This is a genomic window from Bradyrhizobium sp. 14AA, from assembly GCF_054185205.1.
The window spans coordinates 40,986-65,098 of record NZ_JAVAYM010000009.1 but is presented as its reverse complement, the minus strand read 5'-3'; the positions used below and the strand labels follow the sequence as shown (position 1 = coordinate 65,098).

Below are 24,113 nucleotides of genomic sequence, written 5' to 3'. Positions count from 1 at the left end.
CCATGCGCTGGCTGACATTCACCGCCTCGGGCAAGACGTCCTGGGGGATTATTGAAGGCGACCGGGTGATCGCGGTCGACGGCGATCCGTTCGGTGAATGGCAGCGCAGCTCGCGCACGCATCCGTTCGGCGACGTCAAGATCGAGCTGCCGCTGATCCCGCGTACCTTCTATTGCGTTGGATTGAACTATCTGAAGCACCTGAAAGAGGCCGCCGACAAGCGCGGCGAAGTGCCGGCCGTGCCCGACAGGCCCGAGATCGGCTATCGCGCCCAGAACGCGCTGATCGCGCATGAGGAAGACGTGGTGATTCCGTCCTTCGCGACGGACAAGATCCACTATGAAGGCGAGCTCGCCGTCGTCATCGGCAAGAAGGTGAAGCATCTCACCAAACAGAACGCGATGGACTGCGTATTCGGCTACACCATCGGCAACGACGTCAGCGAACGGAGCTGGCAGAAGGCCGATCGCAGCCTGTGGCGCTCGAAGAACGCCGACACCTTCAAGCCGATGGGCCCGTGGATCGAGACCGAGGCCGATCTCGCCAAGATGCAGACAATCGTCCGGGTCAACGGCAAGGAGACCAACCGCTTCCACACCAACGACATGATCTTCGGCGTGGTGCCGTTCCTGGTCGAGCTGACCAAGTATTTCACGCTATGGCCCGGCGACGTGATCTGGATGGGCACCGACGGCGCCTCGCCCGACATCAAGCACGGCGACGTCGTGGAGATCGACATCACCGGCATCGGGACATTGCGAAACAGGTTCGTGCGGGAGAAGCGGTAATAGAGGGCCGTAGGGTGGGTTAGCCCTGCAGATGCACGAAGTGCATCTGCTCGGCGTAATCCACCTCTTTGTTTTCCGCGGAGACAGAGGCGGTGGGTTACGCCTTCGGCTAACCCACCCTACGACACCTCCTCAAAACGGCAGCGCCACGCCGGTCTTGATCTCCTTCAGCACCACGTTGCTGCGGACGTAGCGGATGCCGGGAATGCGGAACATGAACTCGTCGAGGAAGCGGTTGTAAGCCGCCATGTCCTGCACGACGACGCGCAAATGATAATCGGCGTCGCCCGTCGTCGCAAAACACTCCAGCACCTCGCGTCGCGTGGTCACCCGTGCGACGAACTCGTCGACGAATTTCGCGTCATGCCGCTCCAGCGAGACATGGAGGATGGCCGACATCGCAAATCCCGCCTGCTCGCGTACGACCAGCGCCGCATAGCCCCGGATGACGCCACTCTCCTCCAGCGCGCGCACCCGGCGCCAGCAGGCCGAGGTGGACATGCCGACCTCGTCGGCCAGTTGCTGGTTGGTGGCGCGGCCGTCCTTCTGGAGGTGCGCGAGAATCCGCGAGTCCTGTTCTTCGATCATGGAAGACCCTCAATTTGAGGAAATCTACCAAACATTGCCAGTTATTGCAAAACTCTACCGAATGAGCGCCCCATAGGGGATAAATAGGTAAGACCTACCAGTCTCCCAGGCATACCCTGCCATTATTCGGCAGGGACGCCGCGCGAGGTCCGCCATGGACGCCATTCCGTCACTCGACACCTACGAGCTCTCCGACCGCTACGACCGCCAGGAGGGCCGCGTCTTTCTCACCGGCACGCAGGCGATCGTCCGTATCGCGCTCGACCAGGCACGGCGCGACCGCGCGGCCGGGCTCAAGACCGCCGGCTTCATCTCGGGCTATCGCGGCTCGCCGCTCGGCGGCGTCGATCTCGAACTGTGGCGCATCCAGGAAGGGCTGAAGCGCGATCGCATCGAATTCCTTCCGGCCGTGAACGAGGACCTCGCGGCAACCGCGGTGCTCGGCTCGCAGCAGGTCGAGACGCAAGCTGACAGAGAAGTCGATGGCGTGTTCGGGCTCTGGTACGGCAAGGGCCCCGGCGTCGATCGCTCCGGCGATGCGCTCAAGCACGGTAATGCCTACGGCTCCTCGCCGCACGGCGGCGTGCTGGTGGTCGCCGGCGACGATCATGGCTGCGTCTCCTCCTCGATGCCGCACCAATCCGACGTCGCCTTCATGAGCTGGTTCATGCCGACGCTGCATCCGGCCAGCGTCGGCGAATATCTCGAATTCGGCGAATACGGCTATGCGCTGAGCCGCTTCTCCGGCATGTGGGTCGGCTTCAAGGCGATCTCGGAGATCGTGGAATCGGGCGCATCCGTCGCGCTGCGTCCGCCGCGCCTGTTCCGCACGCCCGACTTCACGCCACCGCCGGGTGGCCTGCACTATCGCTGGCCCGACCTGCCGGGACCGCAGATCGAGGAACGGCTGGAGGCGAAGAAGCACGCGGTCTACGCCTTCGCAAAGGCCAATCCGATCGACCGCCACATCTACGACATTCCGGGCGCCACCTACGGAATCGTCACGACAGGCAAGGCGCATCTCGATCTGATGGAGGCGCTGCGGCTGATGGGCCTCGATGAAGCCGCCTGCCGCAGCATCGGCATCGATGTCTACAAGGTCGGCATGGTCTGGCCGCTGGCGCTGCATGACGCGATGGATTTCGTGAGGGGCAAGCGCGAGGTCCTCGTGGTCGAGGAGAAGCGCGGCATCATCGAGAGCCAGTTCAAGGAATATTTCTACGACTATCCAGGCAGCAAGCCCGAGCGCATGGTCGGCAAGCACGACGAGCGAGGGGCGAGGCTGATCTCCTGGATCGGTGAATTGTCGCCGCGCGCGCTGGCGGGCGTGCTGGCGCGCCGGCTTGATCCGATGTTTCCGGGCCTCAATCTCGCCGCGCGTGCAGCCACCTTGATGCCCGAGGCGGCGCGCACGATCAACGTCGCCGGCGCGACGCGCACGCCCTATTTCTGTTCCGGTTGCCCGCACAACACATCGACGAAGGTGCCGGAGGGCTCCAAGGCGCTGGCCGGCATCGGCTGCCATTTCATGGCGAGCTGGATGGACCGCGAGACCTCCTCGCTGATCCAGATGGGCGGCGAAGGCGTGAACTGGGCGGCGTCGTCGAAGTTCACCGGCAACAAGCACGTGTTTCAGAATCTGGGCGAGGGCACCTATTACCACTCCGGTTCGATGGCGATCCGCCAGGCGGTCGCCGCCGGGGCGAACATCACCTACAAGATCCTGTTCAACGACGCCGTGGCGATGACCGGCGGCCAGCCGGTCGACGGTCCCGTCAGCGTGCATGCCATCGCGCACAGTGTCCGCGCCGAAGGCGTCGAACGCATCGCGCTCGTCTCGGACGATCCCTCCCGATTTTCGCCGGCGGATTTGCCCGGTGGCGTGAGCATCCACCCGCGCGAGGAGATGGATGCCGTGCAACGCGCGCTGCGCGAGGTCTCCGGCGTATCGGTCCTGATCTATCAGCAGACCTGCGCCACCGAGAAGCGGCGCCGGCGCAAGCGTGGCGAGATGGCCGACCCCAAGCGCTTTGCCTACATCAACGATCTCGTCTGCGAGGGCTGCGGCGATTGCTCGATCGAATCCAACTGCCTCAGCGTCGAGCCCAGGGAGACGCCGTTCGGCCGCAAGCGCCAAATCAATCTGTCGGCCTGCAACAAGGACTTCTCCTGCCTCAACGGCTTCTGCCCGAGTTTTGTCACCGTGGAAGGCGCAACGCGCCGGAAGAAGAGCGCCAGTCAGATCGACGCACTCGGCCGCGCGGCCACGCTTCCCACGCCCGCGCCCACGACGCTCGAGCGCCCTTACGACCTGTTGATCACCGGCGTCGGCGGCACCGGCGTGATCACAGTTGGCGCGCTGATCGGCATGGCCGCGCATCTCGAGCGCCGCGGCGTCTCGGTGCTGGACTTCACGGGCTTTGCGCAGAAATTCGGGCCGGTGCTGAGCTACATCCGCCTGGCGCCGTCGCCCGAGGCGCTGCATCAGGTCCGGATCGACCAGGGCGCCGCCGATGCGCTGATCGGCTGCGACCTCGTCGTCAGTTCCTCACCAAAGGCATCCGGCACCTATCGCCGCGGCACGCGCGCCGCGGTCAACACCGCGGAGATGCCGACCGGCGACGTCGTTCGCTTCCGCGACGCCGATCTCGCCTCCCCTGCCCGCCTGCGCGCGATCCGGCAGGTGATCGGCGATGGCAATCTCGACACCATCGATGCGAACGCGCTGGCCGAGCGGCTGCTCGGCGATGCCGTCTTTGCCAACATCATCATGCTCGGCTTTGCCTGGCAGCACGGACTGGTGCCGATCTCGCTGCAGGCGCTGCTGCGCGCGATCGAGCTCAACGGCGTCGCCGTCGAGCGCAACAAGCACGCCTTTGCCTGGGGCCGCATCGCCGCAGCCGATCCGGATTTTCTGCCGAAGACGGACGATGCGCCCAAAGTCGAGACGCTCGACCAGCTCATCAACCGTCGCGCCGATTTCCTTACCGCCTATCAGGATGAGGCTTATGCGGCCCGTTATCGGGCGCTTGTCACAAAGGTTCGCGACACCGAAGCTGCTTTGAATAGCACCGCCCTGACCGAAGCCATTGCACTCGCCCTGTTCAAGCTGATGGCCTACAAGGACGAGTACGAGGTCGCGCGCCTGCACATGCAGACCGGATTCCTCGACGAACTTAAGCGCGAGTTCGAGGACGGCTTCAGTATCCATTACCACCTTGCCCCACCATTCCTGCCGTCCAAGCACGATGCGCGCGGTCGTCCCCGCAAGCGCGCCTTTGGGCAGTGGATTCAGATGCCGCTCGCCATGCTCGCGCGGTTGAAGGGATTGCGCGGGACGCCGTTCGATCCGTTCGGCTACACGGCGGAACGGCACGCCGAGCGGGAGCTGATCGTCTGGTATGAAGACGTGATCGAACGGATGCTCGGCGGGCTCGACGCAGCGCATCTGCCCGATCTCATCGCCATCGCAAAAGCGCCGATGGACATCCGCGGCTACGGTCCGGTGAAGGACACCGCGATCGCCAAGGCGAAGCCCGAGGTCGAACGGCTCCTCACGAATTTGACGACATCGGTAACGCGAAAGATGCACGCCCACGGTTGACGCGGCGCCAGTGAGGCCTCAGCCTCCGGACTTTGAGAGGCGCCCTGTTGGCGCCTCTGCAATCAGGTGACGCATCATGGATTTCGACCAGTTGACCCTGACCCAGGCCGTAGCGGACCTCCGCGCCGGCAAGGTGACGAGCGCGGCGCTCACGACAGAAGCTCTTGCTCGCGCCAAAGCCAACGCCGATCTCAATGCCTTCGTCACCCTGGACGAGGCCGGCGCTTTGAAGGCGGCCGCCGCATTCGATGCGACAGGCGACAGGAGCAAACCGCTCGGCGGCGTGCCGGTCGTGATCAAGGACAACATCGAGGTCGCGGGACTGCCCTGTAGCGCCGGTACGCCCGCGCTGAAAGATTACGTGCCGAAGGCCGATGCGCCGGTGGCGGCGAAGCTGCGCGCCGCGGGCGCGGTCATCATCGGCAAGACCAGCATGCACGAGCTTGCCTTCGGCATCTCGGGCTACAACACCGCATTCAAGACCGGCGCGGAGTTCGGCGTGCGCAACGCCTATGACCGCGCCCTGATCGCCGGCGGCTCCTCGTCCGGAACGGGGGCTGCGATCGGCGCGCGAATCGTCGCGGGCGGGCTCGGCACCGACACCGGCGGGTCGGTGCGGGTCCCTGCCGCCCTGAACGGTTGCGCCTCGTTGCGCCCGACCGTCGGCCGCTATCCGCAGGACGGCATCGCGCCGATCTCGCACACTCGCGATACCGCAGGTCCCATGGCTGCGACCATGGCGGACGTCGCGCTGCTCGATCGCGTGATCGCGGGTGGCGGCTCGATCGCGGCGGCTGATCTGACGCAGGTCCGTGTCGGCCTCGTGAGGTCGATGCTGGCCAATCTCGATGCCGACACCGAGGCCGCCTTCCATGCGGCCGTCGCGCAGATGAAAGCCCGGGGCATCGTCGTGGTCGAGATCGAGATGCCGCAACTGGCGGAGCTCGACGGCCAGGTCAGTTTTCCCGTCGCGCTGTACGAGGCCTATGACGATCTGGTCGCCTATCTCGCGCACACTGGAACCGGCCTCACCATCGAAGCGCTGGCGGAGGAGATTTCCAGCGCCGACGTGAAGGGCACCTATGATGGCCTGGTGATCCCCCGCAAGCTGCCGGGCCCGGACAACACGCTGGTCGACGCCAAGCCGTTCTATGACGCCGCGATCGCGACCGCACGTCCAGCGTTGCAGGCGCTGTACGCCAAGAGCTTTGCTGACAACCGGCTCGAGGCCATCGCCTTCCCGACCACGCCGCGGGTCGCCATTGCCTCCAATCCCGACTCCAGCAGCCTGGAAAATTTCGGCCTGTTCATCCAGAACACCGACCCCGGCAGCAATGCCGGCATTCCCGGCATCCAGATCCCGATTGCGCTTGGCGCCACCAGCAAGCTGCCGATCGGACTCGAGCTGGATGGCCCTGCGGGCAGCGACGAAAGGCTGCTTGCAATCGGCATCGCGCTCGACACAGTGTTCGGACGGCTGCCGCCGCCACGCTGACGCTCTCGTAGGGTGGGCAAAGGCGCGCACTTCGCGCGCGTGCCACCTCTTCTGTCGAATTCATGGAAAGTTAGTGGGCACGGCGCAAGCGCGCCTTTGCCCACCCTACGGCACTGTGCCAGCTAAGAATACGGATTGATCAGCTTCTGCTGCTCGGCGGCGTGATGCACGAGCATGTCGATGAAGGTCCTGACCTTCGCCGACAGATGATGCTTGTGCGGATAGACCGCGTTCATTGACATCTCGACCGGACGGTATTCCGGCAGGAGGCGCACCAGCCGTCCGGCGTCGAGATCGTTGCCCACCAGAAATCCGGCCGCGAGGCTGATACCTGCGCCCTGCAACGCCGCCTCGCGCAGGGCTTCGCCGCTGTTGGTGATCAGATTGCCTGAAACGCGCACCGAGGCCGGCGTGCCCTTGCGATCGAAGAAGCGCCACTCGTCGAAGGGATAGTTGATGTGGCGCACGCAATTGTGCTCGGCGAGCTCTTCGAGCTTCGAGACGCGCCCATGCGCCTCGATATAGGCGTGCGAGCAGCACAGCACGTGCCGCCAGGTCGCAAGGCTGCGCACGATCAGGCTGGAGTCCGGCGGCGCGATCATGCGCAGCGCGAGATCGAAGCCTTCCTCGATCAAGTCGACATTGGTCTCGCCCATGCGCAGATCGACCTTGACCTCCGGATAGGTCGCGAGGAATTCGGCCATCACGGGAGCGACGAACGGCACCATGTGGGTCGCGGTGTGGATGCGCAGCGTTCCACGCGGCGTCGATTGCAACTCGCTCGCGATGTCGTCGGCCTGTTCGATATCGGCGAGGATCTGAACGCAGCGGTCGTAATAGGCCTTGCCGATCTCGGTCAGGTTGACCTTGCGCGTGGTGCGTTGAAGCAGCCTCACCCCGAGCCGGTCTTCCAGCGCCTGGACATGGTTGCTCACCATGGTGGTGGACATGTTGAGCTTGCGCGCGGCTGCGGAGAAGCCGCCGGCTTCGACCACCCGGCTGAACACTTCGAGGCTGGTCAATCGATCCATGGTCGCCTGATTATCCGCTCTTGATCGACAATCGCAAGGAATTCGCCCCGATTATCTCTCGGATCATAGCAGGTAGGCCCTCTCATCCCGCTTGGAGCACCGCGTGCAGCGGCACGCAGGCGTTAGCAGCAATCGCGCGACAGACGCGGCAATCGCTCTGGCGCAGTCGCGGGCCCGGCTCGGTAGACCATCCTACGAACCAAGCGAAGTCTCCGACTATCCACCCCTGGTGGATAATCCTTCCAGTATTTCGCCAATTATCACGCGAACCAGACAGACCGATAGTCCCAGCCAGCCGATAGGAGACCGTCATGTCCGAGATGCCCCGCACCGAGAACTTTCAACAAGCAACTGAAATCACTCATGATCACCCCAAAGCGCGACCTGTCCCGGCGCGGAATATGGTCCGACGCGCGGCGTTGGCGCTCGCGCTCCTCGCTGGCACGGCAACAATCGTCTATTTCGGACACGATTACTGGATCAACGGCCGCTACCTTGAAACGACTGACGACGCCTATGTGAAGGCGGACTCAACGATCATCGCGCCCAAGGTCTCCGGATACATCGCGCGGGTCCTTGTCGGGGACAATGAGAGGGTTAGGGCGGGCCAGCTGCTCGCAAAGATCGACGACCGCGATTTCAAGGCGGCGCTCGACCAGGCGAGAGCCGATGTCGCCGCCGGCGAAGCCTCGGTGCGCAACATCGATGCCCAGCTCGAACTGCAGCAGCCGATCATCGAACAGAGCACGGCGGATGTGGCCGCGGCCGACGCCAACCTGAAATTCGCGCAGGAGGAGCGCGCCCGCTACGACGACCTCATGAAGTCGGGCTCCGGTACGATCCAGCGCGCGCAGCAGACCGACGCGGCGCTCCGCGCCAGCAACGCGCAACTGCAGCACGCGAAATCCGGCCTCGCGGCCGCGCAGCGCAAGGTCGACGTGCTCACCACGCAGCGCGCCCAGGCCACGGCCCAGCTCGAACGCGCGCGCGCAGTCGCGCAGCAGGCGACGCTGAACCTGTCCTATACCGAGATCACCGCGCCGGTCGACGGCACGATCGGCGCCCGCAGCTTGCGCGTCGGGCAGTTCGTGCAGGCCGGCACGCAATTGATGGCGGTGGTGCCGCTCGATGCGGTCTATGTCGTCGCGAACTTCAAGGAGACGCAGCTGACGAATGTGCGTCCCGGCCAGCCGGTCGAGCTGCACGTCGACAGCTTTCGCAATCGCACGCTGCACGGCCATGTCGATAGCCTGTCGCCGGCCAGCGGACTTGAATTCGCGCTGCTGCCACCCGACAATGCGACCGGCAACTTCACCAAGATCGTGCAACGCGTGCCGGTCAAGATCGTGCTCGACGACCACAGCCTGACCGGCCTGCTGCGTCCCGGCATGTCGGCGGTGCCGACCGTCGACACCAAGGCGACGGTGCTGGCCGAGCGCGAGACGGCAAAGCGCCTCGCCGACAACACCACGCGCCCGAACGGCGGCTGACGCCGCAAGGTCCCGCAGGATTATCAAGTCCCGCCGGACGATCCTTCCAAAGCTTCTGCGATTATCGAAACCATCGGCCTAATGCATCCTGTCTCCGTATCCGAGACGAGGCTTCCATGAGCACGCTCCAACCTGCCCTCACCGCCGCATCCGCCGCCAACGTTCCGGCTCCAGTTGCTCCCGCCACACCGGCGGTGTCCGCCAAAACCTGGATCGCGGTGATCGGCGCGACGCTCGGCGCCTTCATGGCGGTGCTGAACATCCAGATCGTCAACGCCTCGCTTGCGGACATCCAGGGCGCAATCGGCGCCGGCATCGACGACGGCGGCTGGATCTCGACCTCCTACCTGATCGCGGAGATCGTGGTGATCCCGCTGTCCGGCTGGCTCGCGCAGGTGTTCTCGCTCCGCATCTACCTGCTCACCAATGCGATCCTGTTCCTGGCTCTCTCCGCGGCCTGCGCGCTGGCGCAGGACCTGCCGCAGATGATCGTGCTGCGCGCCGTGCAGGGCTTTACCGGGGGCGTGCTGATTCCGATGGCGTTCACGCTCATCATCACCTTGCTGCCGCGCGGAAAACAGCCGGTCGGCCTTGCACTGTTCGCGCTGTCGGCGACATTCGCGCCCGCGATCGGCCCGACCATCGGTGGCTATCTCACCGAGAATTTCGGCTGGCAGTACATCTTCTACGTCAACCTCGTGCCCGGCGCGATCATGGTCGGCATGCTCTGGTACGCGCTCGACGCCAAGCCCATGAAGCTTGCGCTGCTCGCGGAGGGCGACTGGGCCGGCATCATCACCATGGCGATCGGCCTGTCCGCGCTGCAGACCGTGCTGGAGGAAGGCAACAAGGACGACTGGTTCGGCTCGCCCTTCATCGTCAAGCTCAGCGTGATCGCGGCCGTCGCGCTGGCCGCCTTCCTGATCATCGAGCTCACGGTGAAGAAGCCGCTCTTGAACCTGCGGCTGCTCGCGCGCCGCAATTTCGGCTTCGGCATGCTCGCGAACTTCCTGCTCGGGATCGCACTCTACGGCTCGGTCTTCATCCTGCCGCAATATCTGTCACGCATTCAGGGCTACAATGCCGAACAGATCGGCATGGTGCTGGCATGGACCGGACTGCCGCAGCTCGTGCTGATCCCGCTGGTTCCGCGCCTGATGCAGAAGTTCGATGCGCGGATCATCATCGGCGTGGGTTTCGTGCTGTTCGCAGGCTCCAACTTCATGAACATCGATATGACCAACGACTACGCCGCCGATCAGCTGTTGTGGCCGAACGTCGTCCGCGCGATCGGGCAGGCGCTGGTCATGGCACCGTTGTCGGCGGTCGCGACATCAGGCATCGAAGCCGAGAATGCGGGCTCGGCCTCCGGCCTGTTCAACATGATGCGCAATCTCGGCGGCGCCGTCGGCATCGCGCTGTTGCAAACCGTGCTCACCAAGCGCGAGCAGTATCATTCCAACGTGCTGATGCAGTCGGTCTCGGTGTTCGAGCAGGCCACCCGCACGCGGCTGGAACAGCTCACGCAATATTTCGTCAATCACGGCATTCTCGACCGTGCGGACGCCGCGCATCGCGCCTATGTCGCGATCGGCCATATCGTGCAGAAGCAGGCCTTTATCCTCGCCTTCAGCGATACCTTCTATCTGCTCGGCATGGCGCTGATCGTCGCTCTCGTCGCCGTATTCTTTCTGAAGAAGCCCGGCCAGGTCTCGGCCGGCGGAGCCCACTGACCCCAACCGAAGAAGGAGAACGACCATGAAACCCCGCATGAACTTCTACCAGGCCGCCCCCGATACGATGAAGGCGCTGATGGCGCTGGAAGAGCAGATCCAGTCGACGGGCCTGGAAAAATCGCTGATCGAGCTCGTCAAGATCCGCGCCTCGCAAATCAACGGCTGCGCCTTCTGCATCAACATGCACACCGAGGACGCCCGCAAGCGCGGCGAGACCGAGCAGCGCATCTACCTGCTCAATGCCTGGCGTGAATCTCCGCTCTATACCGACCGCGAGCGTGCCGCGCTGGCCTGGACGGAATCAGTGACGCTGATCTCGCAGACGCACGCACCCGACGACGTCTACGAAGGGGTCCGCGCGCAATTCTCCGATGCGGAGACTGTGAACCTGACCATGCTGATCGGCGCCATCAACGCCTGGAACAGGATCGCGATCGCGTTCCGTGCCGTGCATCCGGTGAAGGTCAAGGCGTCGGTGGCGTGAGGTGACGGCCCGCCCCTCACGGGCAGTCTCGTAGGGTGGGCAAAGGCGCACTTGCGCCGTGCCCACCATCTTTCCATGAATTCAAAAGACGTGGGCACGCTTCGCTTTGCCCACCCTACGATGGCGGCGTATGCGGCCTAAACAGCCGTCGCCTTGGCGAACTCCACATAGATCTCGCGCAGGCGAGTCGCCATCGGGCCGGGCTTGCCGTCGCCGATCGTCTTGCCGTCGAGTGCGACCACCGGCTGCACGAATGACGAGGCCGAGGTGATGAACGCTTCCTTGGCGGCGAGCGCTTCGGCGACCGTGAAGGAACGCTCCTCGACGCGGAGCTGGCGCTCTTCCGCGAGCGCGATCACGGCCTTGCGGGTGCAGCCCGGCAGGATCGCGTTGGAGTTCGGACGGGTGACGATGACATCATCCTTGGTCAGGATGAACGCCGTGGACGAGCCGCCTTCGGTCACATAACCATCTTGCAGCATCCAGGCTTCGCCCGCGCCGGCTTCGGCCGCGGCCTGCTTGGCCAGCACCTGCGCCAGCAGCGCCACGCTCTTGATGTCGCGGCGCTCCCAGCGGATGTCGGGCACGGTGATCACGTTGATGCCGGTCTTCGCGACCGGGGCGTTGATGATGTCCTTCTCCGAGGTGAACATCACCAGGCTCGACTTGACGTCACCCTTGGGGAACGGGAAGTCACGGCCCTTGTCGGCGCCGCGCGTCACCTGGAGATAGACCAGGCCGCTCTCAACCTTGTTGCGCGCGATCAGCTCCTTCTGGAGTTCGGTGATGCGCTCGACCGTCTCCGGCAGCCTCAAGCTGATCTCGCCGACCGAACGCTCCAGCCGCGCCAGATGCGAGGCGTTGTCAACGAGCTTGCCGCCAAGCACCGCCGAGACCTCGTAGATGCCGTCGGCGAACAGGAAGCCGCGATCGAGCACCGAGATTTTGGCGTCTGAGAGCGGGACGAATGAGCCGTTGACGTAGGCGATCGAGTCCAAGGCAGGTCTCCTGGGGGGGAAAGGGGGAATTGGCGCGCTTATACGCCAGTTGAGGGCGTCGATCACCCCTCGTTTCGTCATTCCGGGGCATTCGCAAAGCGAATGAACCCGGAATCTCGAGATTCCGGGTCTGGTCCTTCGGACCAGCCCGGAATGACGACAGATCAGTGCGACAAGATCTTCGACAAGAATTTCTGCGCGCGGTCGCTGCGCGGCTTGCCGAAGAAGTCGTCCTTCGGCGCGTCCTCGACGATCTCGCCGCGGTCCATGAAGATCACGCGGTTGGCGACCTTGCGGGCAAACCCCATCTCGTGGGTCACGACCATCATGGTCATGCCCTCATGGGCGAGGTCGACCATGACATCGAGCACCTCGCTGACCATCTCGGGGTCGAGCGCCGAGGTCGGCTCGTCGAACAGCATGACAATGGGGTCCATCGCGAGCGCACGCGCGATCGCCACGCGCTGCTGCTGGCCTCCGGAAAGCTGCGCGGGGAACTTCTGCGCCTGTTCCTTCAGGCCGACGCGATCCAACAGCATCATGCCCTTCGTCACGGCCTTGTCATGCGACCTGCCCAGCACCTTCTGCTGCGCGAGGCAGAGATTGTCGATGATCTTGAGGTGCGGAAACAGCTCGAAGTGCTGGAACACCATGCCGACCCGCGAGCGCAGTTTCGGCAGATCGGTCTTGGGATCGTTGACCTTGGTCCCATCGACGCTGATGTCGCCTTTCTGGAACGGCTCCAACGCGTTGACGCATTTGATGAGCGTCGACTTGCCCGAGCCCGAGGGGCCGCAAACCACGACGACCTCGCCCTTGGTGACGCTGGTGGTGCAGTCGGTCAGCACCTGGAAGGTCGGGCTGTACCATTTGTTGACGTGGCTGATTTCGATCATGACCGACACGCTCTATCGAATGATGGCGATGCGCGCCTGCAGGCGACGGACGCCGAAGGACGCGATACAGGAGATGGTGAAGTAGACAACGGCGGCGAACAGATACATTTCGACGAGGCGCCCGTCGCGCTGCGCGACCTTGCTCGCCGCTCCCAGGAAGTCCGTGATCGACAGAACGTAGACCAGCGAAGTGTCCTGGAACAGCACGATGGTCTGCGTGATCAGGACCGGAAGCATGTTGCGGAAGGCCTGGGGCAGCACGACGTAGCGCATGGTCTGGGCGTAGGTCAGCCCCAGCGCGCTGGCCGCAGCCGGCTGTCCGCGCGAGATCGACTGGATGCCGGCACGCATGATCTCGGAGAAGTACGCGGCCTCGAACATGATGAAGGTGATGAGCGAGGATGCGAATGCGCCCACGCTGATGGGGCGCGAGGCACCGGTCACCCACTGCCCGATATAGGGCACGAGGAAGTAGAACCAGAAGATGACCAGCACCAGCGGCAGCGACCGCATGAAGTCGACATAGAGGCCGGCGATGCGCCCGAGGGTCTTGTAGCCGGACAGCCGCATCAGCGCGAGCGCCGTGCCGAAGACCAGGCCGCCGAATGCTGCGAGCGCCGTCAGCGTCAGCGTGAACGTCATGCCCTCGTAGAACAGATAGGGCAGCGCGCGGCGGATGACGTCGAAATCGAAATTGCTGAGCATCGCTTATTTCCCCGTGATGTAGCCGGGGATCGCGACCCAGCGCTCGAGGAAGCGCATCGCGGTCACGACGACGGCGTTGACGAGGAGGTAGAGGATGGTCGCGGCGGTGAAGGCCTCGAACACCTGGAACGAGAACTCCTGCATCGAGCGCGCCTGTCCGGTCAGCTCGAGGAGGCCGATAGTGATCGCGACCGCCGTGTTCTTGATGGTGTTGAGGAACTCCGAGGTCAGCGGCGGCAGGATGATGCGGAATGCCATCGGCAGCAGCACGTAGCGATAGCCCTGCGCGGTGGTCAGGCCCAGCGCGGTTGCGGCCATCTTCTGCCCACGCGGCAGCGAGCCGATGCCGGCCTGCAGCTGCACGGCGACGCGAGCCGACATGAAGAAGCCGACGCCGATCGCAGCCGTCCAGAACGGCGCGTTCGGCAATTGCTTCAGCCACAGGCCCGCAGCCTTCGGCAGCAGCTCCGGCAGCACGAAGAACCACAGGAACAGCTGCACCAGCAGCGGCATGTTGCGGAAGAATTCGACGTAAGCGAAGCCGAACCAATAGGCGCCCTTCGACGGCAGCGTGCGCATGACGCCGACGAGCGAGCCGGTGATCAGCGCGATGATCCAGGCCAGCGCCGCGGTCTTGAGGGTCAGCACCAGGCCCGACAGCAGCATGTCGAGATAGGTGCCGGTCCCCATCGGGTTCGGCTGAAAGAAAATTCCCCAGTTCCAGTGGTAGTTCACGTGTCCCCCGCGCGAACGCGCCAATCAGAGATGGCTTCAGAGAAAGTCTTGGCCGCCTATGCAAATGTCCGGCCACCCTTGTGTCAAGAGTGGCCGGACATGATCCCGATCGAAAGATCGAGGTTTTATCTTACTTATAGTCGTCCGGGTTCGGCGAGTCCGTCGGCTTGGCGAACTCGTTCTTCAGCTCGGCCGAGATCGGCGTGTTGAGGTTCAGACCCTTCGGCGGGATCTTGGCCGTGAACCACTTTTCGTAGATCTTCTGGCCTTCGCCCGAGGTGTAGACCGCGGCCGTCGCGGCATCGACCACCTTCTTGAACGGCGCGTCGTCCTTGCGCAGCATGATGCCGTAGGGCTCGGGCTTGGAGAACGCATCCTTGGAGATGACGTAGTCATCCGGCGACTTCGAGCCGGCAACGAGGCTCGCGAGCAGGATGTCGTCCATGACGAAGGCGACCGCACGGTCGGTCTCGACCATCAGGAAGGCTTCGGCATGGTCCTTGGCCGGAATGATGTTGGCGCCGAGGCCCTTTGCCACGTTGGCTTCGGTGAGCTGCTTGATGTTGGTGGTGCCGGCGGTCGAGACCACCGTCTTGCCCTTGAGGTCGTCGATCGACTTCAGGCCACTCGACTTCTTGAAGACGTAGCGGCTCGCGGTCAGGAAGTGGGTGTTGGTGAAGGCGACCTGCTTCTGGCGCTCGGCATTGTTGGTGGTCGAGCCGCATTCGAGGTCGATGGTGCCGTTCGCCATCAGCGGGATGCGGGTCGCCGACGTCACCGGGTTCAGCTTGACCTCGAGCTTGTCGAGCTTGAGCTCCTTCTTCACGGCGTCGACGATCTTGTTGCAGATGTCCATCGCAAAGCCGACGGGCTTCTGGTTGTCGTCGAGATAGGAGAACGGGATCGAGGAGTCGCGGAAGCCCAGCGTGATGGCGCCGGTGTCCTTGATGTTCTTCAGCGTGCCGGTCAGCTCCTGGGCCCCGGCCTGGCTGACGGCGAAGGTCGCGGCGAGCGCGAGCCCGATGCTACGGAAATGTTTCACTTTTTTCTTCCCCTTTCAGGATGATGCGGCCCGGATGCAAGCACAGATTGGGCCGGATTAGAATGTGACTTTCGGCTGGCTTGCGGCTCAGGTTAATGGGCTCAGGTCAGCGGCTTGGGCAATTCCCCGAGATCCCAGAACAGCCCGGCCATCACCGTCAAGGCCTCTTCGGTCAATGGCAGCAGGATGTGCTCATTGGGCGCATGCTGGGAGCAGCCGGGATAGGAGTGCGGGACCCAGATCGTCGGCAGGCCCAAAATCTCGGAAAACACGTCGTTCGGCAGTGAGCCGCCGAAATTCGGCAGCACCGCCGGCGCCTTGCCGGTGGTCTCCTTCACCGAATCCGCCGCCCATTTGATCCAGGGGCTGTCGAAATCGGTGCGCGAGGCGGCAAAGCTCTGCGCCGCCCGCACCTCGACCATCGGAAAGCCGCGTCCGGCCAGATGAGCGCGGATAGCGTCGATCAGCCCCTCGATCCTGGTGCCGACCACGAAACGCAGTTGCAGCACGGCATTGGCGTGGCCCGGAATGGCGTTGGCCGGCTTCTCGATATTGCCCGACGACATCGCCAGCACTTCCAGCGTGTTCCAGGCGTAGAGCCGCTCGGCTGCCGACAGGCCCTCCTCGCCCCAGTTCTCCGCGAGCGCCGGCTCGTCCTCGGTCGGCGTTACCTGGACGTCGGCGAGATAGCTGCGGATCTGGTTGGTGAGCCGCGGCGGTTTCAGGGCGTCGAGCTGCAGGCGGCCATGGCCGTCGACCAGCGTCGAGATCGCGTTGACCAGAATGGTCGCGGGATTGGCGAGCACGCCACCCCAATTGCCGGAGTGATGGCCGCCGTCGCGCAGGTTCACATCCAGATGGATGCGGATGCCGCCGCGGCAGCCGAGGAACAGCGTCGGACGGTCGGCAGACAGACGCGGCCCATCGGAGGCCATGAACAGATCGGCCTTGAGCGCGTCGCGATTGAGATCGCAGACCTTGCCGAGATCGGGCGAGCCGATCTCCTCGCCCATCTCGACGATGAACTTGGCGTTGAAGCCGAGCTTGCCGCCACGGGCATCGCGCACCGCGCGGAGCGCCGCCATGTTGATGCTGTGCTGGCCCTTGTTGTCGGCGGTGCCGCGGCCATAGAGCCGCGTGCCCGCAACCGTCGTGCGCCAGGGATCGCGGCCGTCGCGCCACTCGCCTTCCATGCCATCGACGACGTCGCCGTGGCCGTAGATCAGCACGGTCGGCGCGGAGGCACTCTCGTGATGCTCGGCGAACAGGAACGGCGCCTTGCCGCTGGGAGACTCGACGATGCGGCTGGTAAAGTCGAGCGCAGCAAAAGCCGGCTGCATCTCCTGTTCCAGATAGCCGCGCAGCTCGGCGCCGCGCGAGGGGTTCTGGCTTTCGGTCTTGAAGGCCACGCGGCGGTCGAGTTCAGCGAGGAACGCGCCGGATTTGAAATCGTCGCGGGCGCGGGCGATGGCGTCGGCTCTGGTCATGACTTGTTTTCGAAACTTTGAGACGAAGGACCTTACCGAGACGGGGAGGCCTTCGAAAGTGGCGGGGACTTCGATAGTTCTTGGTTAGCTCTTGGGATTTCGTTCTTGCTCTCTTGAGATTGGCTTGCCAAGTGCGGCAGCACCGCTGATTTTGGCCTTGCCAAGCGCAAGTTATATGCAAGAACTTCGCCAGGTTGGGGCGCACATCTACCATTCGAAGAGCGCCTGGTACAGGGCGCCGGGGGAACCATCATGGCCAAACAGATCAGGCTCAACGCCTTTGCGATGAATTGCGTCGCGCACCAGTCGCCGGGCCTGTGGACCCATCCGCGCGACCGTACCGCCGACTATCACCGCCTGCCCTATTGGATCGATCTTGCCAAAACGCTGGAACGTGGCCGTTTCGACGGGCTGTTCCTGGCCGACGTGCTCGGCGTTTATGACGTCTACGGCAACAGCCCTGACGCAGCGCTGCGCAACGCGGCGCAGACGCCGTCGAACGAGCCCCTGCTGCTGCTGTCCGCGATGGCCGCGGTGACCGAGAATCTCGGCTTCGGCGTCACCAGCAATCTGTCTTTCGAGCCGCCCTACCCGTTCGCACGGCGGATGTCGACGCTTGATCATCTCACCGAGGGACGGATCGGCTGGAATGTCGTCACCGGTTATCTCGACAGTGCCGCGCGCGGCGCCGGCAAGGACAAGCAGACCGGGCACGACGATCGCTACGACATCGCCGACGAATATATGGAGGTCGTCTACAAGCTCTGGGAAGGCAGCTGGGAAGACGACGCCGTGCTGCGCGACCGGGCGCGCGGCATCTTCACCGATCCCGCGAAAGTGCATCGCGTCAATCATGAGGGCGCGAACTACCGCATCAACAACACCATCCATCTCAGCGAGCCCTCGCCGCAGCGCACGCCCGTGCTGTACCAGGCCGGCACTTCGCCGCGCGGCCGGCAGTTCGCGGCGAAGCATGCCGAATGCGTGTTCATGTCGGGACCGTCGGCCAAGGTGATCGCGCCGCGCGTCTCCGCGATCCGGCAGGAGGCTGCCGCGGTCGGGCGCAATCCGGCCGAGATCCTGATGTTCTCGATGATGACGATCATCCTCGGGCGGACGGTAGCCGAGGCGAAGGAAAAATATGCCGACTACCGCCGTCACATCAGCCCCGAAGGCGCGCTGGCGCTGATGTCGGGATGGACCGGCGTCGACTTCTCCGGCTACGACCTCGATCAGCAGGTGCGCCACGTCCAGAACGACGCCGGCCGCAGCGCGATGGACAACGTCACCCGCGCCGATCCCGACCGCGTCTGGACCGTGCGCGACGTCATCGAGCATGTCGGCGTCGGCGGCGCCGGGCCCGTGGTGGTCGGCACGCCCGAGATGGTCGCAGACAAGATCGAGGCTTGGTTCGAGGCCACCGACGTCGATGGCCTCAACGTCGCCTTTGCGATCTCGCCTGGTGATTTCGAGGACATCGCGGACATGCTGGTACCGGAGCTGACGCGGCGTGGGCGGTACAAGCAGGAATATGCAAAGGGCACGCTGCGGGAGAAGCTGTTTGGCAGCGGCCGTGCCAGGCTAGGTGCGCCGCATCCGGCAGCGGGGTATCGGGTGGGGAAGAGGGGGTAGGCGCCACACACTCAGTGTCGTCCCGGCGTTCGCCGGGACGACAGCAGGGCTACACCTTCCCGTCCACCATCACCTCGATCAGCTTCGTCCCCGGCCGGCCGAATGCCGACGCCAGCGTCGCCTTCAGCTCGCGGGGATCGCTCACTTTGATCGCCTCGCAGCCCAGCGCCTTGGCGATGCCGGCAAAATCCACGGGCGGATCGACGAAATCCATGCCGACATAATTGTCGTCGCCATGGAAGGCGAGCAGGCGCTGCTTGATGATGCGGTAGCCGCCATTGTTGGCGATGACGACGTTGAGCGGCAGCTTGTGATGCGCCGCCGTCCATAGTGACTGGATCGAATACATCGCGCTGCCGTCGCCGGAGAAGCACACGACGGGGCGATCCGGATTGGCGATGCTGGCGCCGACCGAGGCCGGCAGGCCCCAGCCGATGCCGCCGGAAGCAAGGCCGTGATAGTCGTAGCGGTTGCGATGCGGGCGCAGCGCCGTCACCTGGCGGCTGGAGGTGAGGCCTTCGTCGACGAGGATGGCGTTATCAGGCATCGCCTCGACCATTTGCAGCACCAGATAGTCCGGATCGATCGGTGTGCGGCCGGCGCTCTTGCCGATCTGGTCGACCAATGCCGTGCGTCGCGCCGTCCAGTTCTTCGGCACAAGCTCGGCAAGGCGCTGCTTGGCGCGGCTCGCGAGTGTCGCGCCGCCCATCTCCTTCAGCACCGGGATCAGCGCTCGCAACGTTTCCTTCAAATCCGCTTTCAGCGCGATCTCCGCGCCGTAGTTCTTGGCGATCTCCCAGTCGACGAGACCGATCTGCACGATGCCAAGGCCATCCGGCAGCGCATCGACTTCGCTATGGACCGACATCCGCAAGGGATCGCCGCCAAGCGCAATCAGGAGGTCATACGGTGCCAGCGTGTCGCGTGCGACCTTCTGCACGCGCGCCAGGGTGCCGACGAAGCTCGGGCTCTCGGAGAGAAAGTGCGAGCCGTAGGGCGTGGAGGATTGATACGCGGCCGCGCCAAGCAGCTCGGCGAGTTCAGCAGCTTCCTTCAGCGCATCGCTCTTGACGACCTCGTCCATGGTGACGATCACGGGGCGCTCGGCCTTGAGCAGACGCGCGGCAAACGCCTTCAGCGCCTCGTCCGACGGTCTCGTGCGGGCATCGATGCGCGTGGAACGGCCGAGATCGATGCCGGCTTCGCTATTGAGAATGTCGCCGGGCAGCGAGATGAACACCGGCCCGGTCGGCGGCGTCATCGCGACCTTGGCGGCGCGGCGCACGATGCGCGGCAGATCCTCCAGCCGGGTCACCTCGACCGCCCATTTCACCAGCGGCTCGGCCATGCGCACCAGCGGGCCGTAGAGCACGGGCTCCATCAGGCCGTGGCCCTGCTCCTGCTGGCCGGCGGTGAGGATCATCGGGGTGCCCGTGAACTGGGCGTTGTAGAGCGAGCCCATCGCGTTGCCGAGGCCGGGCGCGACGTGCACGTTGCAGGCGACGAGCTTTCCGGAGGCGCGGCTGTAGCCGTCGGCGATCGCCACCACCAGGCTCTCCTGCATCGCCATCACATAGGTGAGATCGGGATGGTCCTTCAGCGCATGCATGATCGGCAGCTCGGTGGTGCCGGGATTGCCGAACAGATGCGTGATGCCCTCGTCCTTGAGCAGCGCGAGAAAGGCGGAGCGGCCGGTGATCTTGTTCTTCATGTTTCCTCCAGGAGCGGACGTTGCCGCAAGGACGGACACATGATGGCCGAAGTTCCGGGAGGCGCGCAAGGAAGCGCGGTCATGGCTGCGTTGCGTGGGCGCAGCGCTCTCTGCTCTCGTGTCCCGGACGCGGCGCAACGTGCAACGTTGCGACGCAGAGCCGGGACGCAGATCTGCACCGAGCTCGCCGATGCATGGGCCCCGGCTCAGCAGCGCATCACACCGGACGATGCTTCGCATCGCCGGGGGGCTGCACTGCATCCGGGGCACGAGAGGAGAGCGCGCAGCTCCCACTACATCTCGTCCCGCCCCAGCTCGAACGGGTCCTCGCCACCCGCCCGCTTCTTCTTTTTCGAGCGTTGCCAGACTACGCCGGGAAAACCCTTCAGCGGCACCAACGGCTCGCCGGTATAGGCCCATTCCTGCAGCTCCTCGATCGCGATGTGATAGAGCGGCTGGCGGCCGGTGCGCTCGTTGAACAGTGCGCGGGGAATGTTGACCATGTGCGGGCCGCGCGGGCGCTCATAGGCGATCGGCGTGCCGCAATGGGCGCAGAAGCTGCGCGCGGTCCTGGTCGCCTTGTCCTCGTAGCGGGTGAGCGCCGTTTTCCCCGAGGTGATGCGAAAGCGCTTCTTCCAGCTTCCGACATAGGTGGCGTAGGCCGCGCCATGGGCGCGGCGGCTGGCGGCCGAGTGATCGTGCCAGGCCCAGCGCGCGGGAATGTCGATCTCGAAGGTGACCTTGCCGCAGAGGCATTGACCCCTGGCGATACCTGCGGCGGCTGCGGCTTTGGCCATCGTCTTTCTCCGTCGTCATTGCGAGCGCAGCGACACGACAATCCTCGTAGCCCGGATGAGCGAAGCGACATCCGGGAAGACCGCGGCTCAGGCAACAGGTCCCGGATATCGCGTCGCTCATCCGGCTACGACATTCGCCTACGCCGGCGTCAGCTCGTCATAAACGGGATAATCCGTGTACCCCTTCTCCTCGCCGCCATAGAATGTCGCGCGGTTGTACGGCGTAATCGGGTAATCGTGCGCGAGGCGCCCCGGCAGATCCGGGTTGGAGATGAAGATGCGGCCAAAGGCGATGATGTCGGCATGCCCGTCCGCGATCGCGGCATTCGCGGTCTCACCGGTGAAGCCGCCGGCGGTCATCAGCACGCCGCTGTAGAGCGGACGGAACAGCACCATCGCCGACGGCACATTCTCCCAGTGGACGTCGGCGCGCCCGGCGCCGCTGGAGCGCGGCTCGATCAAATGCAGGTAGGCGAGCTCGAGCTTGTCCAGCGCCTTCACGACATACGTGTAGAGCGGCATCGGATCGGGCTCGCCGGAGTCATTGGCGATGCCGTGGGGCGACAATCGCACGGCGACACGATTGGCGCCCCAGACATCGATCGCGGCCTGCGTGACTTCGAGCAAAAGCCGCGCACGGTTCTCGATGGAGCCGCCATATTGATCGGTGCGCTGATTGCTGCGCGACTGCAAGAACTGCTCGAGCAGATAGCCGTTGGCACCGTGGATCTCGACACCGTCGAAGCCGGCCGCGAGCGCGTTCCTGGCGCCCTGCCGGAACGCCTCGACGATGCCCTTGACCTCGTCGGTCTCCAGCGCGCGCGGCGTCTCGTAGTCGGAAATCTTCCCGTCGGCGGTCATCGCTTTCATGCCTTCGGCCTTGATCGGAACCGCCGAGGCCGAGACCGGCAGCGCGCCGCCGTGGAACGAGGAATGCGAGACGCGGCCGACATGCCAGAGCTGGAGGAAGATGATGCCGCCCTTGGCATGCACGGCATCGACCACCTTGCGCCATCCCGCGATCTGCGCCTCCGAATAGATGCCAGGCGTTGCCGGATTGCCGCGGCCATGCGAGAGCACCGGCGAGGCTTCCGCGATGATCAGGCCGCCCGGCGTCGCACGCTGGCCGTAATATTCGGCGTTGAGCGGTCGCGGCGAAAAGCTCTCGCGCTCGGCGCGCATGCGCGTCAGCGGCGCCATCGCGACGCGATGCGCAAGCTTGTAGGGACCGACCTGCAACGGTTGAAACAACGCCGAAAATTTCATGCTGACACCGACTGGCTATGGAAGGATGCGGATCATATAGCGAGGGGCGGCCACCGGAAAAGGCGCCGCCCCTACAAAAGCAGATATTCCCTACCACCAAACGTGGGAGCGAACAGGCCTTACGCCGTCTTGACCCAGACGGCCTTCACGTTGAGATATTCCTCGACGTGCTGCTTGCCGGACTCGCGGCCGTAGCCGCTCATCTTGTAGCCGCCGAAGGGCACGGCCGGGTCCATCGCCTGGTAGCAGTTCACCCACACCGAGCCGGCGCGCAGGCTCTTGGCCACCGCATGTGCCTTGGTGACGTCGCGCGTCCACAAGCCCGAACCAAGGCCGAACGTGGTGTTGTTGGCGCGCTTGACCAGCTCATCCATGTCCTTGAATGCGATCGCCGAGATGACGGGACCGAAGATCTCCTCCTGCGCGATGCGCATGTTGTCTTGGACGCCCGCGAACACCGTCGGCGACACGAAGAAGCCCTTCGACAGCGCGCCTTCGGTGACACGGCCACCGCCGGCGAGCGCCCGCGCGCCTTCCTTCTGGCCGATGTCGAGATAGCCGGTGACGCGCTCGAGCTGCTGCTCGGAGACCAGCGGGCCGATCTGAACGTTGGGATCGAGGCCGTTGCCGACCTGCAGCTTCTTGCCGAACTCGGCGACGCGGCCGACGAACTCTTCGTAGATCGACTGCTCGACGAACAGCCGCGTGCCGGCGCTGCAGATCTGGCCCGAATTGGCAAACACCGCCATCGCGGCGCCCGGCACGGCGGCATCGAGATCGGCATCCGCGAACACGATGTCCGGCGACTTGCCACCGAGCTCGAGCGAAACGCGCTTGAGGTTGCCGGCGGAGGCACGGATGATCGACTGACCCGTGACGTGCGAGCCGGTGAAGGCGACCTTGTCGACGTCATGATGGGAAGCGAGCGCTGCGCCCGCGGTCTCGCCATAGCCGGGCACGACGTTGATGACGCCCGCGGGCACGCCCGCTTCCATCGCCAGCTCCGCGATACGCAGCGAGGTCAGCGGCGCCTCTTCGGCCGGCTTGAGCACCACGGTGCAGCCGGTCGCGATTGCAGGCCCAATTTTCCAGATCGTCGCGGTGAGCGGGCCGTTCCAGGGGATGATGGCGCCGACGACGCCGATCGGCTCCTTCAGCGTGTAGGAGAAGATTTCGCCGGGCAGCGAGTTCTCGATGGTCTCGCCGTGGATGGCGGTGGTCTGGCCGGCGTAGTAGCGCAGCATCCCGACGGCGCGCAGACGATAGGCGCGGGTGCGGCTGAGCGGCGCGCCCATGTCGAGCGTGTCGAGCTGCGACAATTCGTCAAAGTTCTTCTCGACGAGGTCGGCTAGCTTCAGAAGAAGGTTCTGCCGCTCGAACGGCTTGACCTTGCTCCAGGGACCTTCGAAGGCACGACGGGCAGCGGCGACCGCACGGTCGATGTCTTCCTTGTCGCCTTCGGCAACGGTCGCGAGCAATTCGCCGGTGGCAGGGTTGTGGGTCTCGAAGCGCTTGCCGGAAGCAGCGTCAACCCACTTCCCGTCGATCAGCATCTGCTTGTAGGACCCGTTGGCGAACGGATGACGCGTGATCGGAATAGCCTGTGACACAGCCATGGCTGCACTCCC

19 protein-coding genes are annotated in these 24,113 nt (G+C 64.5%); 7 read left to right on the top strand and 12 right to left on the bottom strand.

Going from position 1 to position 24,113, the window contains the following annotated elements:
* Positions 1-2 precede the first annotated feature (2 nt).
* Positions 3-788, top strand: coding sequence for a fumarylacetoacetate hydrolase family protein (locus tag RAD15_RS17970; protein WP_458179472.1), 786 nt, complete (start codon positions 3-5; stop codon positions 786-788).
* Between the two features lie 132 nt (positions 789-920).
* Here the strand turns inward: RAD15_RS17970 and RAD15_RS17965 are convergent, their stop codons facing one another.
* The gene (locus RAD15_RS17965) at positions 921-1,376 is read right to left on the bottom strand and encodes an Lrp/AsnC family transcriptional regulator (protein WP_458179471.1); all 456 of its coding nucleotides are present in this window, start codon (positions 1,374-1,376) and stop codon (positions 921-923) included.
* Positions 1,377-1,530: 154 nt separating this feature from the next.
* On the opposite strand from RAD15_RS17965, the gene RAD15_RS17960 reads away from it, so the two are divergent.
* Both RAD15_RS17960 and iaaH read left to right on the top strand, forming a co-directional pair.
* Entirely contained in the window at positions 1,531-4,980 is a 3,450-nt protein-coding gene (locus RAD15_RS17960) for an indolepyruvate ferredoxin oxidoreductase family protein (protein ID WP_458179470.1), read from the top strand.
* A 76-nt stretch (positions 4,981-5,056) separates the two neighbouring features.
* Positions 5,057-6,475 carry an indoleacetamide hydrolase gene (gene iaaH, locus RAD15_RS17955; RefSeq protein WP_458179469.1) on the top strand — a complete coding sequence of 473 codons (1,419 nt, stop codon included), beginning with the start codon at positions 5,057-5,059 and terminating at the stop codon, positions 6,473-6,475.
* Between the two features lie 122 nt (positions 6,476-6,597).
* On the opposite strand, the gene RAD15_RS17950 is transcribed toward iaaH, so the two are convergent.
* Positions 6,598-7,506: a LysR family transcriptional regulator gene (locus RAD15_RS17950; protein ID WP_458179468.1), complete on the bottom strand. Its 909-nt coding sequence runs from the start codon at positions 7,504-7,506 to the stop codon at positions 6,598-6,600.
* A 311-nt stretch (positions 7,507-7,817) separates the two neighbouring features.
* Between RAD15_RS17950 and RAD15_RS17945 the strand changes: the two genes are divergently transcribed.
* The 3 genes from RAD15_RS17945 (at position 7,818) to RAD15_RS17935 (ending at position 11,216) form a co-directional block, all read left to right on the top strand.
* Complete coding sequence (locus RAD15_RS17945) at positions 7,818-8,996, top strand: HlyD family secretion protein (protein ID WP_458179467.1); 1,179 nt, start codon at positions 7,818-7,820, stop codon at positions 8,994-8,996.
* A gap of 116 nt (positions 8,997-9,112) precedes the next feature.
* The gene (locus RAD15_RS17940; protein ID WP_458179466.1) at positions 9,113-10,729 is read left to right on the top strand and encodes an MDR family MFS transporter; all 1,617 of its coding nucleotides are present in this window, start codon (positions 9,113-9,115) and stop codon (positions 10,727-10,729) included.
* Between the two features lie 25 nt (positions 10,730-10,754).
* Positions 10,755-11,216, top strand: coding sequence for a carboxymuconolactone decarboxylase family protein (locus RAD15_RS17935; protein ID WP_458179465.1), 462 nt, complete (start codon positions 10,755-10,757; stop codon positions 11,214-11,216).
* A gap of 137 nt (positions 11,217-11,353) precedes the next feature.
* Here RAD15_RS17935 and RAD15_RS17930 read toward each other — a convergent pair whose 3' ends face one another.
* The 6 genes from RAD15_RS17930 to RAD15_RS17905 all read right to left on the bottom strand — a co-directional run bounded on the left by RAD15_RS17930 (position 11,354) and on the right by RAD15_RS17905 (position 17,079).
* Complete coding sequence (locus RAD15_RS17930; RefSeq protein ID WP_458179464.1) at positions 11,354-12,214, bottom strand: D-amino-acid transaminase; 861 nt, start codon at positions 12,212-12,214, stop codon at positions 11,354-11,356.
* A gap of 164 nt (positions 12,215-12,378) precedes the next feature.
* A complete protein-coding gene (locus RAD15_RS17925; RefSeq protein ID WP_458179463.1) occupies positions 12,379-13,110 on the bottom strand; it encodes an amino acid ABC transporter ATP-binding protein in 732 nt (243 codons plus the stop codon).
* Positions 13,111-13,122: 12 nt separating this feature from the next.
* Positions 13,123-13,815, bottom strand: a complete 693-nt coding sequence (locus RAD15_RS17920) for an amino acid ABC transporter permease (protein WP_458179462.1) — start codon at positions 13,813-13,815, stop codon at positions 13,123-13,125.
* Between the two features lie 3 nt (positions 13,816-13,818).
* Positions 13,819-14,550: an amino acid ABC transporter permease gene (locus RAD15_RS17915; RefSeq protein ID WP_458179461.1), complete on the bottom strand. Its 732-nt coding sequence runs from the start codon at positions 14,548-14,550 to the stop codon at positions 13,819-13,821.
* A 130-nt stretch (positions 14,551-14,680) separates the two neighbouring features.
* The gene (locus RAD15_RS17910) at positions 14,681-15,592 is read right to left on the bottom strand and encodes an amino acid ABC transporter substrate-binding protein (RefSeq protein ID WP_458179460.1); all 912 of its coding nucleotides are present in this window, start codon (positions 15,590-15,592) and stop codon (positions 14,681-14,683) included.
* Between the two features lie 101 nt (positions 15,593-15,693).
* The gene (locus RAD15_RS17905; protein ID WP_458179459.1) at positions 15,694-17,079 is read right to left on the bottom strand and encodes a M20 family metallopeptidase; all 1,386 of its coding nucleotides are present in this window, start codon (positions 17,077-17,079) and stop codon (positions 15,694-15,696) included.
* A 252-nt stretch (positions 17,080-17,331) separates the two neighbouring features.
* On the opposite strand from RAD15_RS17905, the gene RAD15_RS17900 reads away from it, so the two are divergent.
* Positions 17,332-18,711: an LLM class flavin-dependent oxidoreductase gene (locus tag RAD15_RS17900; RefSeq protein ID WP_458179458.1), complete on the top strand. Its 1,380-nt coding sequence runs from the start codon at positions 17,332-17,334 to the stop codon at positions 18,709-18,711.
* A 49-nt stretch (positions 18,712-18,760) separates the two neighbouring features.
* On the opposite strand, the gene RAD15_RS17895 is transcribed toward RAD15_RS17900, so the two are convergent.
* The 4 genes from RAD15_RS17895 to RAD15_RS17880 form a co-directional block, all read right to left on the bottom strand.
* Complete coding sequence (locus tag RAD15_RS17895) at positions 18,761-20,422, bottom strand: thiamine pyrophosphate-binding protein (RefSeq protein WP_458179457.1); 1,662 nt, start codon at positions 20,420-20,422, stop codon at positions 18,761-18,763.
* A gap of 293 nt (positions 20,423-20,715) precedes the next feature.
* On the bottom strand, positions 20,716-21,219 hold the full coding sequence (locus RAD15_RS17890) for a GFA family protein (protein WP_458179456.1): 504 nt from the start codon (positions 21,217-21,219) through the stop codon (positions 20,716-20,718).
* A 138-nt stretch (positions 21,220-21,357) separates the two neighbouring features.
* Positions 21,358-22,485 carry an alkene reductase gene (locus RAD15_RS17885; protein ID WP_458179455.1) on the bottom strand — a complete coding sequence of 376 codons (1,128 nt, stop codon included), beginning with the start codon at positions 22,483-22,485 and terminating at the stop codon, positions 21,358-21,360.
* Between the two features lie 119 nt (positions 22,486-22,604).
* The gene (locus tag RAD15_RS17880) at positions 22,605-24,101 is read right to left on the bottom strand and encodes an aldehyde dehydrogenase family protein (protein WP_458179454.1); all 1,497 of its coding nucleotides are present in this window, start codon (positions 24,099-24,101) and stop codon (positions 22,605-22,607) included.
* Positions 24,102-24,113 lie beyond the last annotated feature (12 nt).

Coding starts and splice junctions, on each gene's coding strand:
- RAD15_RS17970 (WP_458179472.1), top strand. CDS start 3: ATGCGCTGGCTGACATTCACCGCCTCGGGCAAGACGTCCTGGGGGATT.
- RAD15_RS17965 (WP_458179471.1), bottom strand. CDS start 1,376: ATGATCGAAGAACAGGACTCGCGGATTCTCGCGCACCTCCAGAAGGAC.
- RAD15_RS17960 (WP_458179470.1), top strand. CDS start 1,531: ATGGACGCCATTCCGTCACTCGACACCTACGAGCTCTCCGACCGCTAC.
- iaaH (WP_458179469.1), top strand. CDS start 5,057: ATGGATTTCGACCAGTTGACCCTGACCCAGGCCGTAGCGGACCTCCGC.
- RAD15_RS17950 (WP_458179468.1), bottom strand. CDS start 7,506: ATGGATCGATTGACCAGCCTCGAAGTGTTCAGCCGGGTGGTCGAAGCC.
- RAD15_RS17945 (WP_458179467.1), top strand. CDS start 7,818: ATGTCCGAGATGCCCCGCACCGAGAACTTTCAACAAGCAACTGAAATC.
- RAD15_RS17940 (WP_458179466.1), top strand. CDS start 9,113: ATGAGCACGCTCCAACCTGCCCTCACCGCCGCATCCGCCGCCAACGTT.
- RAD15_RS17935 (WP_458179465.1), top strand. CDS start 10,755: ATGAAACCCCGCATGAACTTCTACCAGGCCGCCCCCGATACGATGAAG.
- RAD15_RS17925 (WP_458179463.1), bottom strand. CDS start 13,110: ATGATCGAAATCAGCCACGTCAACAAATGGTACAGCCCGACCTTCCAG.
- RAD15_RS17920 (WP_458179462.1), bottom strand. CDS start 13,815: ATGCTCAGCAATTTCGATTTCGACGTCATCCGCCGCGCGCTGCCCTAT.
- RAD15_RS17905 (WP_458179459.1), bottom strand. CDS start 17,079: ATGACCAGAGCCGACGCCATCGCCCGCGCCCGCGACGATTTCAAATCC.
- RAD15_RS17900 (WP_458179458.1), top strand. CDS start 17,332: ATGGCCAAACAGATCAGGCTCAACGCCTTTGCGATGAATTGCGTCGCG.
- RAD15_RS17895 (WP_458179457.1), bottom strand. CDS start 20,422: ATGAAGAACAAGATCACCGGCCGCTCCGCCTTTCTCGCGCTGCTCAAG.
- RAD15_RS17890 (WP_458179456.1), bottom strand. CDS start 21,219: ATGGCCAAAGCCGCAGCCGCCGCAGGTATCGCCAGGGGTCAATGCCTC.
- RAD15_RS17885 (WP_458179455.1), bottom strand. CDS start 22,485: ATGAAATTTTCGGCGTTGTTTCAACCGTTGCAGGTCGGTCCCTACAAG.
- RAD15_RS17880 (WP_458179454.1), bottom strand. CDS start 24,101: ATGGCTGTGTCACAGGCTATTCCGATCACGCGTCATCCGTTCGCCAAC.